At 70.9% G+C, this 16,238-nt stretch carries 16 protein-coding genes; 3 read left to right on the top strand and 13 right to left on the bottom strand.

Features of this window, described 5'->3' with window-relative positions; genetic code table 11:
• Complete coding sequence (locus ACZ601_RS24480; protein ID WP_469541453.1) at positions 1–651, top strand: thymidine kinase; 651 nt, start codon at positions 1–3, stop codon at positions 649–651.
• Between the two features lie 261 nt (positions 652–912).
• On the top strand, positions 913–2,355 hold the full coding sequence (locus ACZ601_RS24475) for a LamG domain-containing protein (RefSeq protein WP_469541450.1): 1,443 nt from the start codon (positions 913–915) through the stop codon (positions 2,353–2,355).
• A 54-nt stretch (positions 2,356–2,409) separates the two neighbouring features.
• Here the strand turns inward: ACZ601_RS24475 and ACZ601_RS24470 are convergent, their stop codons facing one another.
• From ACZ601_RS24470 to ACZ601_RS24410, 13 genes are all read right to left on the bottom strand, one after another.
• Entirely contained in the window at positions 2,410–3,126 is a 717-nt protein-coding gene (locus tag ACZ601_RS24470) for a DUF6390 family protein (RefSeq protein WP_469541448.1), read from the bottom strand.
• A 62-nt stretch (positions 3,127–3,188) separates the two neighbouring features.
• Positions 3,189–4,295 (bottom strand): hydrogenase expression/formation protein HypE, encoded by a 1,107-nt coding sequence (gene hypE / locus ACZ601_RS24465; RefSeq protein ID WP_469541445.1) that lies wholly within the window; start codon positions 4,293–4,295, stop codon positions 3,189–3,191.
• Positions 4,292–5,395 (bottom strand): hydrogenase formation protein HypD, encoded by a 1,104-nt coding sequence (gene hypD, locus ACZ601_RS24460; RefSeq protein WP_469541443.1) that lies wholly within the window; start codon positions 5,393–5,395, stop codon positions 4,292–4,294. The genes hypE and hypD overlap by 4 nt, the downstream gene beginning before the upstream one ends.
• Positions 5,392–5,688 carry a HypC/HybG/HupF family hydrogenase formation chaperone gene (locus tag ACZ601_RS24455; protein ID WP_469541440.1) on the bottom strand — a complete coding sequence of 99 codons (297 nt, stop codon included), beginning with the start codon at positions 5,686–5,688 and terminating at the stop codon, positions 5,392–5,394. Before ACZ601_RS24455 ends, hypD begins: the two co-directional genes overlap by 4 nt.
• Positions 5,689–5,735: 47 nt before the next feature.
• Positions 5,736–8,285 carry a carbamoyltransferase HypF gene (hypF, locus tag ACZ601_RS24450; RefSeq protein WP_469541438.1) on the bottom strand — a complete coding sequence of 850 codons (2,550 nt, stop codon included), beginning with the start codon at positions 8,283–8,285 and terminating at the stop codon, positions 5,736–5,738.
• A 2-nt stretch (positions 8,286–8,287) separates the two neighbouring features.
• Complete coding sequence (locus ACZ601_RS24445) at positions 8,288–8,833, bottom strand: hydrogenase maturation protease (protein WP_469541435.1); 546 nt, start codon at positions 8,831–8,833, stop codon at positions 8,288–8,290.
• 13 nt (positions 8,834–8,846) lie between these two features.
• The gene (locus ACZ601_RS24440) at positions 8,847–8,966 is read right to left on the bottom strand and encodes a DUF6893 family small protein (protein ID WP_440574509.1); all 120 of its coding nucleotides are present in this window, start codon (positions 8,964–8,966) and stop codon (positions 8,847–8,849) included.
• Positions 8,963–10,363, bottom strand: coding sequence for a hypothetical protein (locus ACZ601_RS24435; protein ID WP_469541432.1), 1,401 nt, complete (start codon positions 10,361–10,363; stop codon positions 8,963–8,965). Before ACZ601_RS24435 ends, ACZ601_RS24440 begins: the two co-directional genes overlap by 4 nt.
• A gap of 116 nt (positions 10,364–10,479) precedes the next feature.
• Positions 10,480–11,163: a DUF6084 family protein gene (locus ACZ601_RS24430; RefSeq protein WP_469541429.1), complete on the bottom strand. Its 684-nt coding sequence runs from the start codon at positions 11,161–11,163 to the stop codon at positions 10,480–10,482.
• Positions 11,160–11,813: a DUF5947 family protein gene (locus ACZ601_RS24425; RefSeq protein ID WP_469541426.1), complete on the bottom strand. Its 654-nt coding sequence runs from the start codon at positions 11,811–11,813 to the stop codon at positions 11,160–11,162. Before ACZ601_RS24425 ends, ACZ601_RS24430 begins: the two co-directional genes overlap by 4 nt.
• Positions 11,810–12,751 (bottom strand): NifU family protein, encoded by a 942-nt coding sequence (locus ACZ601_RS24420; RefSeq protein ID WP_469541423.1) that lies wholly within the window; start codon positions 12,749–12,751, stop codon positions 11,810–11,812. Before ACZ601_RS24420 ends, ACZ601_RS24425 begins: the two co-directional genes overlap by 4 nt.
• On the bottom strand, positions 12,751–14,544 hold the full coding sequence (locus ACZ601_RS24415) for a nickel-dependent hydrogenase large subunit (RefSeq protein ID WP_390091955.1): 1,794 nt from the start codon (positions 14,542–14,544) through the stop codon (positions 12,751–12,753). The genes ACZ601_RS24420 and ACZ601_RS24415 overlap by 1 nt, the downstream gene beginning before the upstream one ends.
• A gap of 47 nt (positions 14,545–14,591) precedes the next feature.
• A complete protein-coding gene (locus ACZ601_RS24410; RefSeq protein ID WP_440574514.1) occupies positions 14,592–15,647 on the bottom strand; it encodes an NADH-quinone oxidoreductase subunit B family protein in 1,056 nt (351 codons plus the stop codon).
• Between the two features lie 260 nt (positions 15,648–15,907).
• Here ACZ601_RS24410 and ACZ601_RS24405 point away from each other — a divergent pair, with 260 nt between their 5' ends.
• Positions 15,908–16,237, top strand: coding sequence for a hydrogenase maturation nickel metallochaperone HypA/HybF (locus ACZ601_RS24405; protein WP_440574515.1), 330 nt, complete (start codon positions 15,908–15,910; stop codon positions 16,235–16,237).
• The last annotated feature ends 1 nt before the right edge of the window (position 16,238 follow it).

The raw sequence follows: 16,238 nt of genomic DNA, 5'->3' as shown, positions 1-16,238 counted from the left end.
ATGCCCGAGCTGGTTTTCTTCTCCGGAACCATGGACTGCGGGAAGAGCACACTCGCACTCCAGATCGGGCACAACCGGTCGGCGCGGGGCCTTGAGGGCGTGATCTTCACCCGGGACGACCGGGCGGGGGAGGGCAAACTCTCCTCCCGGCTGGGTCTGGTGACGGACGCGGTCGAGGCGGACGAGGGGATGGACCTGTACGCGTACGTGGTGGCCAGGCTCTCCAAGGGCGCCAGGGTCGACTACGCGATCGTGGACGAGGCGCAGTTCCTGGCCCCGGACCAGATCGATCAACTGGCCCGCGTCGTGGACGACCTGGAGATGGACGTCTTCGCCTTCGGGATCACCACGGACTTCCGTACGAAGCTGTTCCCCGGTTCACAGCGGCTGATCGAGCTGGCGGACCGGGTCGAGCAGCTTCAGGTCGAGGCCCTGTGCTGGTGCGGGGCCCGTGCGACGCACAACGCCCGGACGATAGAGGGCGAGATGGTCGTCGAGGGCGCTCAGGTCGTGGTCGGTGATGTGAACCGCCAGGCGGGCGAGGTCGGTTACGAGGTCCTCTGCCGCCGCCACCACTCGCGCCGGGTGACCGCTGCGTCCGCTCGGGCGGGTGCGCTCTCGCCCGATGTCCTGCCGGTGTCGCCCGCCTGACACCGGGGGCGCCTTCTCAACGAGGCGACTGGTGCCGATGGCCGATTTTCGGCCGGTTTCGCCGTGCGCGGCCTCCGGATCGATCCGTGGCATAACGGCCCCTGTAATCGATGGCTGAAAACCGACCGTTTGCCGCTCTCCCGGTACCGAACTCCTGTTCTAGAGTCACGGGTTGTACGGGGGGTGGCCGGGCCGGTGCCGGGACGGCTGATGTGTGCCGGGGAGAGCTCTGCCCACCCTCATCACACACTGGGAGGGACCTTGCACGTCCGATTCGTGGCTCGTACCGCCCTGGTCGCCGCACTGCTGGCGGCGACCGTCACCGCGGCACCCTCGGCTTCGGCCGCCGACAACCACCTGACGCTCCGTCCGTCGGCCGACGGACGGTCCGCGGTCGCGACGGAGACCCGGCCGGTGGCCGCCTGGCGGCTCGACGACCGCAACCGTTCCCAGCGGGCCGCCGCGTGGGCGGGTCCCTACCGGGGACTGCCCGGCCCCGGCGTCCGGTTCGGAGACCAGGGGCCCGACGGCAGTATGCCGGGCGCCGCGAACTTCGACGGGGGCGACTTCAGCTACCTGAACACGGACGGAATCGCCGTGGACACCACCCACGCCTTCACCGCCGGAGTATGGGTGCTCCCCGAGGAGACCGGTCGGGACACGACGGCCATCACCCAGACCGGCATCGCGAGTACGGCCAACTTCTCCCTCGGCACGACCACCGACGCCGCCGGGAACCCGGTCTGGAGCTTCACGCTGCCGTCGGCGGACGGCGAGACGCTGGTCACCGGAGGCACCCCGCAGGCGGGCGAGTGGGCCTACCTCGCCGGGGTCTACGACCCGGCCACCGGCTCCGCGCGGCTCTATGTGGACGGCGCCCCAGTGGCCACCGAGGACGCGGCGGTGCCCGAGGACACCGTCCTGTGGAACTTCGTGATGGGGCGGGACGGCAACGACTACTCCAAGAAGAGGTGGCAAGGAGACCTGGCGGACGTCAGGCTGTGGGACTCCGTCATCGATCCGGTCGAGCTCGCCGAACTCGGCCGCCGCAAGCCGTGGCTCAGGGCCTACTGGCCGATGGAGACCACCGTGCTCTGCTGCGACGGGCTGACCATGATCCCCGAAGTGGACCACCGCGCGGACTTCCTGCTCGGCGGCGACGCCCACATCACCACCGATGACGCGCTGGCGGACACCGGCAGTGTCTCGCTGGACGGCGACGGCGACTATCTCGAAAGCGACATCCCGCCGCTCAACACGTCCAGGAGCTGGGCCGTCTCCGCGAAGGTCCGGCTGCGCGGCACCCCCGACCGCGACATGGCCGTACTCTCGCAGCTCGGCCGGCAGGCGGACGCCTTCACCCTCCGCTACCGGGCGGCGGACCGGAGCTGGCAGGCCGTCCTCGCCCACGCCGACGAGCCGGACGCCACCACGACTCAGATCGGCGCGCCCGCCCGGGGCGGTATCCAGACCCTGCTGCTGCAGTACGACGAGCGGGCCGGCAACGTCCAGCTCTGGATCGACGGCACCCTTGCCGACAGCGCGCCGTACGCGGCGGCCGACGTCTGGGAGGCCGTGAGCTACCTCCAGGCAGGCCGGGACTCGGCGGCCGACGGGGTCGGGGCCCACTACCTCGACGGTGACATCGACGAGGTGCGCACCTGGGCCGGGGTGCTCTCCGGCGAGGAGATCAACTCGCTCTGAGCCGGGGCCGGGGCCGGGGCCGGGGCGCCGCCTCCGGTACGGGCAGGGCTGGGTCTACGGAACGAGCAGGCCCAGCCCGCCACACGTGCGCGCCTCGAAGGACTCGATGCGCAGGGCCTGTTCGTCGGTGAGCACATCGCACACCCAGTCCCAGTGCAGCGCCACCCGGTCACCGGGGCGGACGCCGTCGATCAGCGTCCGCCCGCCGGCCGCGAGGCGCACCGTCTCCACCTGCCAGTCGCCGGCAGCGGTTCCGGTCCCGTCCCAGACCAGCGGACGGGACCGGACGGTCGCCACCTCTGTGCCGCCCGTGAGCACCACGCCCGTCCGGACGCGGCACCGGTCCAGGACGGACAACGCGGTCGGATTCCCGTCCGGCCGGAGCATCCGCGCCCACGGGTAGACCTCGAACACCTGGAAGCTGTGGTGGGCCAGGGCGCGCCCCGCCGCCTCCCGCCAGGTGCCGCCCAGCTGGCCGCGGAACCGGTCGGTCAGCCGCTCGACCAAGGCCGCCGGATCGGCCAGCTCCAGCAGCTCGTTGCCGATCCAGTAGGCCTCGACCACCCGCACATCGAGCGGGTCCGGGAGCCCGGCCGTCTCCGCGAGGAACTGCAGATAGCACCAGGCCCCCTCGAACTGCCGGGCCCGCCGCTCGATACCGGCGGTCTCCTCCCGGCGCAGCAGCGCCGCCGCGTCGGCGGGGCCGCAGTAGCCGAGCTCGTTGGGCGGGTAGGCGTATCGCGCGAACAACAGCGCGCCCTCAGCACTCACTCAGCAGATCCTCGCCCGTTGCCACGCACTCAGCAGATCCTCGCCAGTCGTTCGCCACGCACTCAGCAGATCCTCGGCAGCTGTTCACCGATCGGCAGACCGATCACCCGGCTCCCGCCCAGCCCCGTCCGCGCGACCACCATCCCCGCGTGATCCGGCACGCAGCTGCCGATCGCACATGCGGACCGGCCCAGCGGGTGGGCCCGCATCGCGGCCAGCACCCGGTCCGCGTCCTCGGCGGGAACGATGGCGATCAGCTTGCCCTCGTTGGCCACCTGGAGCGGGTCGAGCCCGAGCAGACTGCACGCGTCCCGCACGGTGGGCGGCACCGGCAGCAGCCGTTCCACCAGCTCGATGCCCACCTCCGAGGCGCGGGCGATCTCGTTCAGCGAGGCGGAGACACCCCCGCGCGTGGGGTCCCGGAGCACATGGACGTCGCTGCCGGTGGCGAGCATGGCGGCGACGAGCCCGTGCAGCGCTGCCGTGTCGCTCTCGACGGTAGTGCCGAACTCCAGCCCCTCGCGGCAGCTCATCACCGCCACCCCGTGCACCCCGATGTCACCGCTGACGAGCACGGCGTCGCCTGGGCGGGCCCGGCGCGGGCTGATGTCGACACCGGCCGGCACCACGCCGATGCCCGAGGTGTTGAGGTAGACGCCGTCACCGCTGGCGCGCTCCACGACCTTGGTGTCACCGGTGACCAGGCGTACGCCGGCGTCCTCCGCAGCCCGGCCCACGGCCTGCGCGATCCGGCCGAGGACGCTCAGCTCCGTGCCCTCCGCGAGGATGAAGGCGGTCGACAGGAACAGCGGCGTTGCACCCGACATCGCCAGGTCGTTCACCGTCCCGTTCACCGCCAGGTCACCGATGGACCCGCCGGGGAAGAACATCGGCTTCACCACGAACGAGTCCGTCGAGAAGGCGAGCCGGGTGCCGCCGACCGTCAGTACGGCCGAGTCACCGAGATCGGCGGCCGCCGCCGCCCCGTACGCGGGCAGGAACAGATGCTCGATCAGCTCGCCGGACATCGCACCGCCACCACCGTGGCCCATCACGACGTTCGGGACGTCCCGCAGCGGTACGGGGCAGGACCACCCCTCGAAGTCGAGATCGGGCACGTCGTCGGCCGGCACCGTCACTTCGCGCACCGCGTCAGTCACATCAGTCACTTCGCATCGACCAGTTCCAGGCGGCGGTGGGTGTAGTACGCGGCGCAGGCGCCCTCAGAGGACACCATGGTCGCGCCGAGCGGGTTGCGCGGCGTGCACTCCTTGCCGAACGCCTCGCACAGGTGCGGCTTGATCAGACCCTGGAGGACCTCGCCGGAGCGGCAGAGCGACGACTCGGCGGTCCGGATGCCCGTCACGTCGAACCGCTGCTCCGCGTCGAACTCGCGGTACTTCTCGGAGAGCCGCCAGCCGCTGCGGGGGATCGCCCCGATGCCGCGCCAGGTCCGGTCCGTCACCTCGAAGACGTCCGCGAGCATCTTCATGGCGGGCGCGTTGCCCTCGTCGCGCACGGCCCTGGGGTAGGCGTTCTCCACCTCGTGGCGGCCCGATTCGAGCTGGAGGACGGTCCGGCGGACGCCTTCGAGGATGTCCAGGGGCTCGAAGCCGGTGACCACGATCGGCACCTTGTACTTCTGCGCCAGCGGCGGGTACTCGGCTGTCCCCATCACACTGCACACATGACCGGCGGCCAGGAAGGCCTGCACCCGGCAGGTCGGAGACTCCATGATCGCGGCGATGGCGGGCGGCACCAGGACGTGGGACACCAGCAGCGAGAAGTTCCGCACCCCGAGCTGCTTGGCCTGGTACACCGTCATGGCGTTGGCGGGGGCGGTGGTCTCGAACCCGATCCCGAAGAAGACGACCTCACGGTCCGGGTTCTCGCGGGCCAGCTTCAGCGCGTCGAGGGGGGAGTACACCACCCGTACGTCGCCGCCGGCGCTCTTGACGGAGAACAGGTCCTGGCTGCTGCCGGGCACCCGGAGCATGTCGCCGAACGAGCAGAAGATGACGCCGGGGCGGGCGGCGATGGCCAGTGCGCGGTCGATGGTCTCCAGCGGGGTGACGCAGACGGGGCAACCCGGACCGTGGATCATCTCCACGTCCTCGGGCAGGAGCTGGTCGATCCCGTGCCGGATGATCGAGTGGGTCTGGCCTCCGCAGACCTCCATCATCGCCCACTTGCGGGTGGTGGCCGCGTGGATCTCGTCGACCAGCCGCTTCGCGAGATCGGGGTCGCTGAACTCTTCGAGGTACTTCACCGGCCGGCTCCTTCGGATGCTGTGCTCTGCTGTGCCGCCAGTTCGAAGCCGTCCCCGAACTCCTCGGCGAGGATGCCCAGCCGTTCGAAGTTGGCCAGGGTGTCCTGGGCGGAGGCCTCGTCGAGGCGCTGAATGGCGAATCCGACGTGCACGATGACGTATTCACCGACGGTCACATCGGGGATGTACTGGAGGCACACCTCCTTGCGGACCCCGCCGAAGTCGACCTCCGCCATCACGGTGCCGTCGACTTCCGCGGTACTGAGGACGCGCCCCGGAACAGCCAGACACATGGTTCCTCTTCTCTGTGGATCCCTTGGGTACGAGAGGTGCGGGGCGGTCAGCCCGCTGCGGCGATCATCAGCTGGCCCAGTGCGATGCCGCCGTCGTTCGGCGGCAGCAGCCTCGGCCGCAGGACGGTGAAACCCCGTTCCGTCAGCCCCTGTTGTGCCGCTTCGAGGAGTACGGCGTTCTGGAAGACGCCGCCGCCCAGAGCCACGGTGCCGAGACCGGTGCGGGTACGGCACAGCTCCGCGAGCCCGGTGATCAGTGCGGCGACCGAGGCGTGGAAGCGCGCGGCGATCAGCCCGGCGGGGACGCCCGCCCGTACGTCGGACACCACGGCCCGTACGACCGGGCCCGGATCCGCGATCGAGGGCCCTTCGCCCGCCCCGGGCCGGATCCCGAAGCGGTAGCGGCCCGCGGCGGCCGCGGGGAGCCCCTGACCACCGCGCGCCGCCCCCTCCAGCTCCATGGCGGCCTCCGCCTCGTACGCCACCTCGTGGCGGAGACCGGCCAGTGACGCGACGGCGTCGAAGAGCCGGCCCATGCCCGACGTGGGCACGCAGCCGAACCCGGTGGCGAACTGATGTGCCAGCAGCTCGCGTTCGGCGGCCGGGCACGCGGCGACCGAGGGCAGGTCCGCGTCCCAGGGGACACCGGCCGCGTGCAGGTGGGCGAGAGCCATCCGGTACGGGCGCAGCACGCTCGCGTCGCCCCCGGCCAGCGGTACGTATCCCAGGTGGGCGGCCCTGCGGAAGGACGCGTAGTCCGCCACCAGGACCTCGCCGCCCCAGGCCGCCCCGTCGTCGCCGTGGCCGGTGCCGTCGAAGGCGATGCCGATCACGCGCTCGCCCGCGCCCAGACCGTGCTCGGCCATCACGGAGGCGATGTGCGCGTGGTGGTGCTGGACCGTGCGCACCGGCCGCCCGGCCGCGTGCGTGCGGGCCCATCCGGCGGAGTGGTAGCCCGGGTGACGGTCGGCCACCAGCCGGACGGGCGCCACCCCGGTGAGGTCCTCCAGGTGCTTCTCCGTCCTGGTCAGCGCCTCCACCGTGGACAGGTCGTCCATGTCACCGATGTGCTGGCTCAGCCAGGCGTAGCGGCCCTCGCCCAGCGCGCAGGTGTTCTTGAGGTCGGCGCCCACCGCGAGCGTCGGCTCCACGTCGAAGGGCAGCGCGATCGGCAGCGGGGCGTATCCGCGCGACCGGCGGATCGGCAGCTCGGCACCGGCCGCCCAGCGGCTGACCGAGTCGTCGCACGGCACCTGGATGCGCCGGTCGTGCCGCAGCCAGCCGTCGACCAGCGGGGCCAGCGAGGCCAGCGCCTCCGCGTCGTCGGTGACGATCGGCTCACCCGACAGGTTGGCCGACGTCATCACCAGCGCGTCCGGGCCCGGCCGGTCGTCCCCGATACCGAGGAGCAGCACGTGCAGGGGCGTGTACGGAAGCAGCAGCCCGAGGTCGGGACTCCCCGGCGCCACCGCGGGGGACACCCCGGGCCTGCCCGGGTCCACCCGGGGGAGCAGGACGATGGGCCGGCGGCCACCGGTCAGGAGCTCCTCGTCCCCGGCCGTCACGGTCACCAGCTCCCGCGCCACGTCGAGCCCCGCCACCATGACCGCGAACGGCTTGCCGCCGCGCCGCTTGCGCCGGCGCAGTTCGGCCACGGCCGCGTCGTTCCGCGCGTCGCACACCAGGTGGTAGCCGCCGAGCCCCTTGACCGCGATGATCCCGCCGTCGGCGAGCAACTCCCGGGCGGCCCGCAGCGCGTTCTCGTCGCGGCAGCGGGACACCCCGTCGCCGCCGACCAGTTCGAGCCGGGGCCCGCAGTCGGGGCAGGCGATCGGCTGGGCGTGGAAGCGCCGGTCACCCGGGTCCTCGTACTCCGCCCGGCAGGCCGCGCACATCTCGAAGTCCGCCATCGTGGTGGCGGCCCGGTCGTACGGGAGGCCGGTGACGATCGTGAACCGGGGACCGCAGTGCGTACAGGTGATGAAGGGGTGGCGGTAGCGCCTGTTCGCCGGGTCGGCCAGCTCGTCCAGGCAGTCCCGGCAGGTCGCGGTGTCCGGCGAGACGAGCGTCCTGGACCGGCCGCCCCCGCCGGACTCCCCGATGGTGAACCCCGTGCCGCCGCGGACCGGCTGTTCGCTGGTGCGCACGTCCACGACGACCGCGAGCGGCGGGGCGTCGCTACGGAGCCTGCGGCCGAACTCCGCCACCGCGTCCGCGTCGCCCTCGACCTCGGCGAGCACCCCGTCCCCGGTGTTCGTCACCGTGCCCGTGAGCATCAGCTCGGACGCGGTGACGTAGACGAAGGGCCGGAAGCCGACCCCCTGCACGACCCCGCACACCTCGAACCTGCGCCGGACCCGCTCCGCCCGGCCCCGGCCCATCATCTCCAGGCCCGACAGGGCCTCGCGGGCCTTCGCCCGGTCGATCAGCTCGACGGCGAAGCCCATGTGCAGAAGCACCCAGTCGTCGCAGCCGGGTGCCTCGTCCAGCATGCCGATGTTGACGCGGCGCCTGGCGCCCTCCACATCGACCAGAGCCAGCTGGCCCGCATACCCCTCGACGATCTCCACGACGCGACCAGGAATGCCCAGGCACATGATCAGGATCTCCGGGGTTCGGCGCCTTTCACGGACGCGGTCGGTACGGGCGGCCGGTCCGGCACGAGCTGCCGGACCAGGGTGTGCACGGTGTGGACGGCCTCGGGCAGCGCGTTCTCGACGGCCTCGCTGAGCCCGATGCCCTCCTCGACTCCGGCGGGTGTGCAGCCGACGAGGTAAGTGAGCGGAAGAGTACCGCCCAATTGATCCAGGTTTGCAAGGACAGCGACCGGATTCATCCCATGGGCGTCGAATTCACCCGTACCGAGGTCGTCGGCGCCGATGCGCAGCACAGTCAGCTCCCCGGGCGCGCCGCCACCCGGGTACGCGTCGACCAGCACCAGCACGTCGTACCCGTCCAGCAGGTCGTACGCGAGGTGCATGCCCCGGATGCCGTAGTCCACCACCCTTACCTCCGGCGGCAGTCCGCCGTCGCGGGACAGCCGGCGGACCGCCTCGGGGCCGAAGCCGTCGTCACCGAGGAACAGATTGCCGATGCCGGCCACCAGTACCCGCGTGGCCGTGCCCGGTTCGCTCGTCGTCGTCATCGGTGCCGGCGGCTCACATCGCCCGGGCGCGCAGATAGCGGCGGATGTCGGGGATCGACTTGATGCCGACGCCCACGGCGACCAGTGCCACGGCCGCAGCCAGACCGGTGGTGATGATGCCCAGGGTCTTCATGATCGGTTCTCCTCTCGGTGCCGAGCCGTCTCCTCGACGGTCAGCGGGGTCAGCTCGTCAGGTGCGAAGTAGAAGTAGCGGCCGTACCAGTCGTGCAGGTCGGAGGCCGGGTCGTCGACGAGGACCAGGGCCACGTGCGTGCCGCCGTCCACGTCAGAGAGCACCGCGGTCACCCGGGCCACCTGGCCGGCGAAGAACAGGTCCTGCGCGTCGGCCCGCCGGGACGGATGGACGCGGACCAGGCTGTCCTTGGCCACCCGGACCCCGTCGATCACCACCGCGTCGCTCCCCGGCCGCACCGAGGCATCGGCCGCCGGGTCCCACCACGGGGCGCCGGAGGTGTCGAAGGCGGCGGGCTCCACGTCCCGCACATCGGCCGGGGCGCCCATGGCGGCGGGCTGCGGCAGGTGCGGGTCGCGCAGCAGTCCGTGCAGCTCCTGGAGCCCGGCGGGCGACATGCCGTCGCAGCGGTCGATGATCTCGCGGGCCCGAGGATCGGTGGCCCGCGCCTCCGCCTTCTCCGCCTCCGTCATGGTCATCACCCGGAGGGTCAGGATCTCGTCGATCTCGGTCGAGTCGAACAGGGCGCCGGGACTCTGCTCGGCGACCTCCGGGTAGTCGTACAGGATGATCGGCGCACCGAGCAGGACATCCGTCGTCCCCTTCGGACCGGCGAGCACCGGCCAGCACCTGCTCTGCCGGCAGCGTCCCGCCGCGGCCGCCGCCCCGGCGGGCGGCTCCAGCAGCGAGACGAACTCCGCGTCGTGCGCCCGCAGCAGCAGATGCGCGCCGATCAGCGAGGCCCGGATCGCGGCGTCCTTGGTGGCCGCCGGTTCCGGGTGCTCGTTGCGCACCGCCACCGAGAGGCGGGTGTACCCCTCGTCCACGACGCTGTCCGTACGGATACCCACCGTCAGCGGCAGCCGCCGCCGCACGATCCGGCCCACCACCGCGCCCAGCGCGTCGGTGAGCGGCTCCCTGTCCTCACCGCCGGGGACCTCGTGGACGGTGTCCACCGCCTCGCCCAGCGGCAGCGCGGCCAGCACGACCTCCCGCTCGACCGCCTCGTCCCAGGACAGCACCTCCACCCCGTCGACGGTCAGCCGGTCGACCGGCTGCTCCGTCCCGTCCGCGTCCGGGGCCCACACCTCGCGGACCTGGAGCTGGAGGAAGCGCAGGTGGACGGTGACCGCGGCCGGACCGTCGTGCGGTGCCAGCAGGACCTGGGTCTCCATCCCCGGCTGCTCACCGAAGCTCGCCGCCTCGGCGTTCGGCGGGCCGAGGACCCCGAACTGCCAGCGCGAGCGGTTCTTGTTCGAGCTCGCCCGGTACGGATAGAGCAGATATCCCTCGTACAGGACGGCGTCCGCGATCGAACGCACCTGGTCAAGGCTCACAGGACCACCCCTTCCGAACCCGCCTGGCCAAGGCTCATCGCGGGACCACCCCTTCCGACCCTGCCTGGTCACGGCTCATCGCGGGACCACCCCTTCCGAACCCGCCTGGCCAAGGCTCATCGCGGGACCACCTCATCCGGAAGTGCCGGTTCGACGCCCACCGGACCCACCTCGTCGTGCCCGGCCAGGAGGGCCTGGACCGTCTCGTCCCAGCTGATCAGCCCGCGCCGGGCCCGGAAGTCCGCGAAGCGCGCCAGCACCTCGTGGTCCAGCCTGATCCACCCGGTGTTGGGGAAGTGTGCCGCCACCATGCGCCGCCACACCTCGACCGGCATGGCGTACCGTGCCTCGCAGTCCCACGGCACCTGCTCGACCCCGAAGCCCTTGCTGCCACGGGTGAAGACCGTGCCGGAGAACATCAGGGCGAGCGGGACCGAACCCTCACCGAGGGCGTGCAGATAGCGGGAGCCGATCACGTCGAAGTCGTAGGTGCAGGGCAGTGGGAGATCGACCTCCGTCGCCCCGCTGAACCCCTGCACCGTGGTGTCGCAGCTCATCCACTGGAACGGCTTCAGGGTGTCCGTCCAGCGCTCCCGGCCACCGAACAGGGCGTGCAGACCGCTCTGTTCGGCCTCGTCGTAGTGGCGCCGCTGCGGCTCGATCCGGACCTGGCAGTGCAGCGCCACTGCGTGGATGCGCCGGCCCGTCCGCTCCTCGATCCGGAGCCTCGCCGTCAGCTGCGGCGAGGCCGCGTACGGCTCGGCGAAGATGTCGAGTACGGAGAACGCGAAGTCGTTCACGGCGCCCCGACCCCCTCGGCGGGGCGGCTGCGGTCCGCCACCCGGGCGAAGAAGGCGTCCATCGCGGTGCGCGCCTCCGAACCGCCGTCGAAGCCGCGCCACAGCGTGCGCAACTGCCCCACCAGCTCGTAACAGGCGTCGATCGGCACCAGATGGCACGAGCCGCCGCCGCCGGCCGTGCGCCGGATCAGCAGCGCCTCCACGTCGGGCCGCAGACCGGCCAGGACCGGGCTTGCCTCGACCACGGCCTCCCAGGCGTCCAGCGGCAGTTCCGACTCGGTGGCCCCGGCCGGACCCGGATAGAACGCGACCATCCGGTCCTGCACGGAGTTGCGGAACAGGAAGGCGAGCCCGACCGGGATCTGCAACTCGTCCCAGGCCCGCCCGTCCACGGTCAGCCCGGCGAAGTGCAGATAGCGCTCGGGCACCGCCCGGTAGCGCAACTGCGCCCCCTCGTCGGTGAACAGCAGGTAGCAGGCCCGGCAGCCGCACATCAGGGCGCGGCTGTCGAGGTTCACCACATGGGGATGCTCTTCCCCGATCGGCTCCGCGCACATCTCGCAGCGCTCCCCGGTGGCCGGCGGCGGCCGGTCGCGGCTGAGGCGCAGCAGCGTGGACGCCGGGGACGCGGAACGCCCTGCCGCGATCACGGCGCCACCGTCACGGGCACCGAGACGGAGACCTCGCCGCCCTCCGCGAGCAGCGGCAACGGGGCCAGATGGGCGCCGTCCTCGTCGAGGCAGACACCCGCCCGCCGCACGTCGTAGTGGGCCCGGCAGCCGGCGCAGCGCAGGATCGCGTCCCCCGAGCCACCGCCGAGGCGCCGCGCCAGCGCCGCACCCTCGAACGGCCGCTCGCAGCGTGCGCACCGGTCCTCGAAGGCGAAGAGGTCCGTGCCCACCCGGCAGACCACCACCGGCATCCGGCCGACCTCGACCCGGGCCACGGCGCCGGACTCCAGCGCGGACAGCTCGGGGACGACCTCCCAGGACGCTCCGTCCCCGGCGGCCGCGCCGGCATCGGTGTGCAGCCGGGCGAACAGCGAGTCCACCGGCACCAGCGGCCCCGCCGCCCCGGACTCCTCCGCGGCGGTCTCGACCTCGATCGAGGTGATCTCCGGAGCCGCCGCCTCCACCGCTCCCTGCACGGCCAGTTTGAGCGTGACCGAGGAGGACGGGCAGCCGTCACAACTGCCCAGCAGCCGCAGCCGGACCGTGCCCTCCTCGCTGACGTCCAGCAGCTCCACATCGCCGCCGTGCGAACCCAGATACGGCCGCACACTCTCCAGCGCCTGCTCGACCCGGGTCTCCACCCCGTACGGGTGCAGCCCGTGCACCAGCAGGACACTGGCCACCAGATCGTCACCGGCCAGCGCGGCCAGCACGTCGTCGTCCAGCCGGCCCTGCTCGTGCACGAGGTCGAGCAGCCGCTCAAGGCCGGCACCGTAGAAGTCGACGACCAGCCGGACCAGTTCCTCGCTGCGCTCGCGGGCGATCGCGCCGCCCGCGCCGCTGGCGGCGATCAGGGTGTCGATGCGGTCGCCGGTGGCCCGCCAGTCGGGCTCCGGCGGGAGATCCTCCCGCGCCATCACTCGCTGCCCGCGGACTGGGTGGGGGAGTGCAGCAGTTCCAGCTTCTTGCCCTCGCCGAGGTACATGTGCACGCCGCACGGCAGACAGGGGTCGAAACTGCGCACCGTGCGCATGATGTCAATGCCCTTGAAGTTCTCCCGGTCGTTCTCCTCGAAGATCGGCTGCCCCTGCACGGCGTCCTCGTACGGGCCCGGCGTGCCGTACGTGTCGCGAGGGCTCGCGTTCCACGGGGTCGGCGGGTACGGGTGGTAGTTGGCGATCTTGCCGTCCCGGATCACCATGTGGTGCGAGAGGACCCCGCGCACCGCCTCGGTGAACCCGCAGCCCACGCCCTCCTCCGGGACCTCGAACTTCTCCCAGGTCTTGGTGTTCCCGGACCTGATCTCCGCGAGTGCCTTCTCCGCGAAGTGCAGCGCGCAGGCGGCGGCGTACGCCTGGAAGTAGCTGCGCGCCCGGTTGCGCTCGATGGTGTTGCTCCACTTCGGGACGTGCCACTCCAGCTCCACCGGGCCCTTGAGCGCGGTCTTGGGGAGGTTGATCTTGACGCTGTGGCCGGTGGCCTGGATGTAGCCGATGTCGACCAGTCCGGCCAGCGCGGTCGTCCACAGCCGGGCGAGCGGGCCGCCGCCCGTGTCGAGCGCCAAGTAGTCCTTGCCGTCGAACCAGCGCGGCGACATGACCCAGCTGTACTTGTCGTCCAGGTCCCGCTTCTGGGGCTGCGGGTTGGTGTGCTGGTTCCACGGGTGGCGCCGGTCGACCGGATTGCCGAGCGGGTCGTGGGACACGAACGTCTCCTGCTCGTCCCAGTCGTTGTAGTACGAGGAGCCGAGCAGGATCCGGATGCCGAGGTTGATCTTCACCAGGTCGGTGGTGACCAGCTTGCCGTCCACGACGACACCGGGGGTGACGTACATCTTCCGGCCCCAGTCGGTCATGTCCTTGTACTCGAAGTTGCAGTGCTCCGGGTCCTGGAACGAGCCCCAGCAGCCCAGCAGGATGCGGCGGTTGCCCACCTGCTCGTACCCCGGCAGGGCCTCGTAGAAGAAGTCGAAGAGGTCGTCGTGCATCGGCACGACCTTCTTCATGAACTCGACGTAGCGCTGGAGCCGGGTGATGTAGTCCGTCATCAGCTGGATGGTCGCCACGGTGCCGACGCCGCCCGGATACAGGGTGGAGGGATGGACGTGCCGCCCCTCCATCAGGCAGAACATCTCCCGGGTCATCCGGCTGACCTGGAGCGCCTCGCGGTAGAACTCGCCGGTGAACGGGTTCAGCGACCGCATGATGTCACCGATGGTCCTGTACCCGTGGGCCTCGGCGTGCGGGGACTCGGTGCGGTTGGCCTGCTCCAGCACCCCGGGGTTGGTCTCCGCGACCATCTTCTCGCAGTAGTCGACCCCGACCAGGTTCTCCTGGAAGATGTTGTGGTCGAACATGTACTCCGCGGCCTCGCCGAGGTTCACGATCCATTCACCGAGGTGCGGCGGCTTCACCCCGTACGCCATGTTCTGCGCGTAACAGGAACACGTGGCGTGGTTGTCACCGCAGATTCCGCAGATGCGGCTCGTGATGAAATGCGCGTCCCTCGGGTCCTTGCCCTTCATGAAGACCGAATAGCCGCGGAAGATGGAGCTGGTGCTGTGGCACTCAGCGACCACTTTCTGCTTGAAGTCGATCTTCGTGTAGATGCCCAGGCTGCCGACGATCCGGGTGATGGGGTCCCACGCCATTTCGACCAGGTCGTTCTTTCCCTGGCCTCCCCGGGCACCCTTGGCTTGCGTCGCGGTCATGTGCGCCGCCTCATCTTTCTGTTTGTCGCCGTGATTTGCGCGGTCACTTACCAGGTGCGTGTGGCGCCGGTCGTGAGTTCCCTGCCCGGCTTACGCCATTTCGGTTCGCGGTCCAGGGTGTGCGTGGTGATGTGGCGCAGCCGCCGCATCGTCGACCCGTACAGCCCGACCGAGTTGGTCGAGAGCTTTCCGCCCGGGGGCTCGTCCATGAACGGCATGAACTTGTCCGGGAACCCCGGCATGGTGCAGCCGATGCAGATGCCTCCGACGTTGGGGCAGCCGCCGATGCCGTTCATCCAGCCGCGCTTGGGCACGTTGCACTTGACCGTGGGGCCCCAGCAGCCGAGCTTGACGATGCACTTGGGCGAGCCGTACTCCGTCGCGAAGTCGGCCTGCTCGTAGTACCCGGCCCGGTCACAGCCCTCGTGCACCGTCGAGCCGAACAGCCACGTCGGCCGCAGCGCGTCGTCCAGCGGGATCATCGGCGCCTGCTCCGTGGCCATGTAGAGCAGGTAGGTGAGCGTCTCCGACAGGTTGTCCGGCTGGATCGGACACCCGGGGACGCACACGATCGGGATGCCGGCCTTGGACTTCCAGTCCCAGCCCAGGTAGTCGGGCACCCCCATCGCACCGGTCGGGTTGCCCGCCATGGCGTGGATGCCGCCGTACGTCGCACAGGTGCCGACCGCGACGACCGCGGTCGCCTTCGGGGTCAGCCGGTCGAGCCACTCACTGGTGGTCATCGGCTGACCGGTGGCGGGATCGTTGCCGAATCCGCACCAGTACCCCTCGTCGTGCAACTGCTCGTTCGGAATGGACCCCTCGACGACCAGGACGAACGGTTCGAGTTCTCCCCGGTCGGCCTTGAAGAACCATTCGAGGAAGTCATCGGCGCCGCCGTTGGGGCCGCACTCGAAATCGATGAGCGGCCAGTGGACGGCGATCTTCGGAAGTCCGGGCAGGGCGCCGAGCGCGATCTCCTCGATGCTCGGCTGAGTGGCCGCTGTCAGCGAAACGGAATCGCCGTCACAGCTCAGCCCCGCATTGATCCACAGGACGTGGATCAGGGTGTCCTCCGCTTTTACCGCTTCCTCTGTCGGCATGGAGGTGCCGCCTTTCAGGATGATGGCCCACCGGACCATCGGCCCCCACGGATGGGTACGCGCACATTGCTACCATCACGCCCCGATTCGGGCGGACCGGCAACACGGGGAATTGCCGGGCCGCCCCATTCCCGGGGGCCGAATGACCGCAGGCCCGTGGACCGGTCGGGTGATCCGGCCGGGTACCGGTCCGGTCGGACCCGGGCGGCAGCCGGCCGCCGCCCTACGGTCGGAGCCACCCCAGGAAGGACGAGGCACCGGTGCACGAGCTGGCCATCACACAGAGCGTCGTCGACTCGGTGTGCGAGCGCGCCGAGGGGCGTCCGGTCCGCACGGTCCGGGTCCGCGTCGGTGTGCTCACCGCCGTGGTGCCGGACTCGATGCGCTTCTGCTTCGGCCTGGTCACCGAGGGAACGGCCGCGGAGGGCGCCGAGCTGGAGATCGAGCAGCGGCCCGGAGCCGGCCGCTGCCGTACCTGCGCTGTCGAATTCACCCTGACCGACCTGATTCTGCTGTGTCCCTGCGGCAGCGCGGATGTGGAGATCACATCGGGACAGGAACTGCAGATCGTTTCCATGAGAGTGGGCTGAA

The organism is Streptomyces sp. NPDC104307, assembly GCF_055584045.1.
This window is presented reverse-complemented; position numbering and strand designations above follow the sequence as displayed.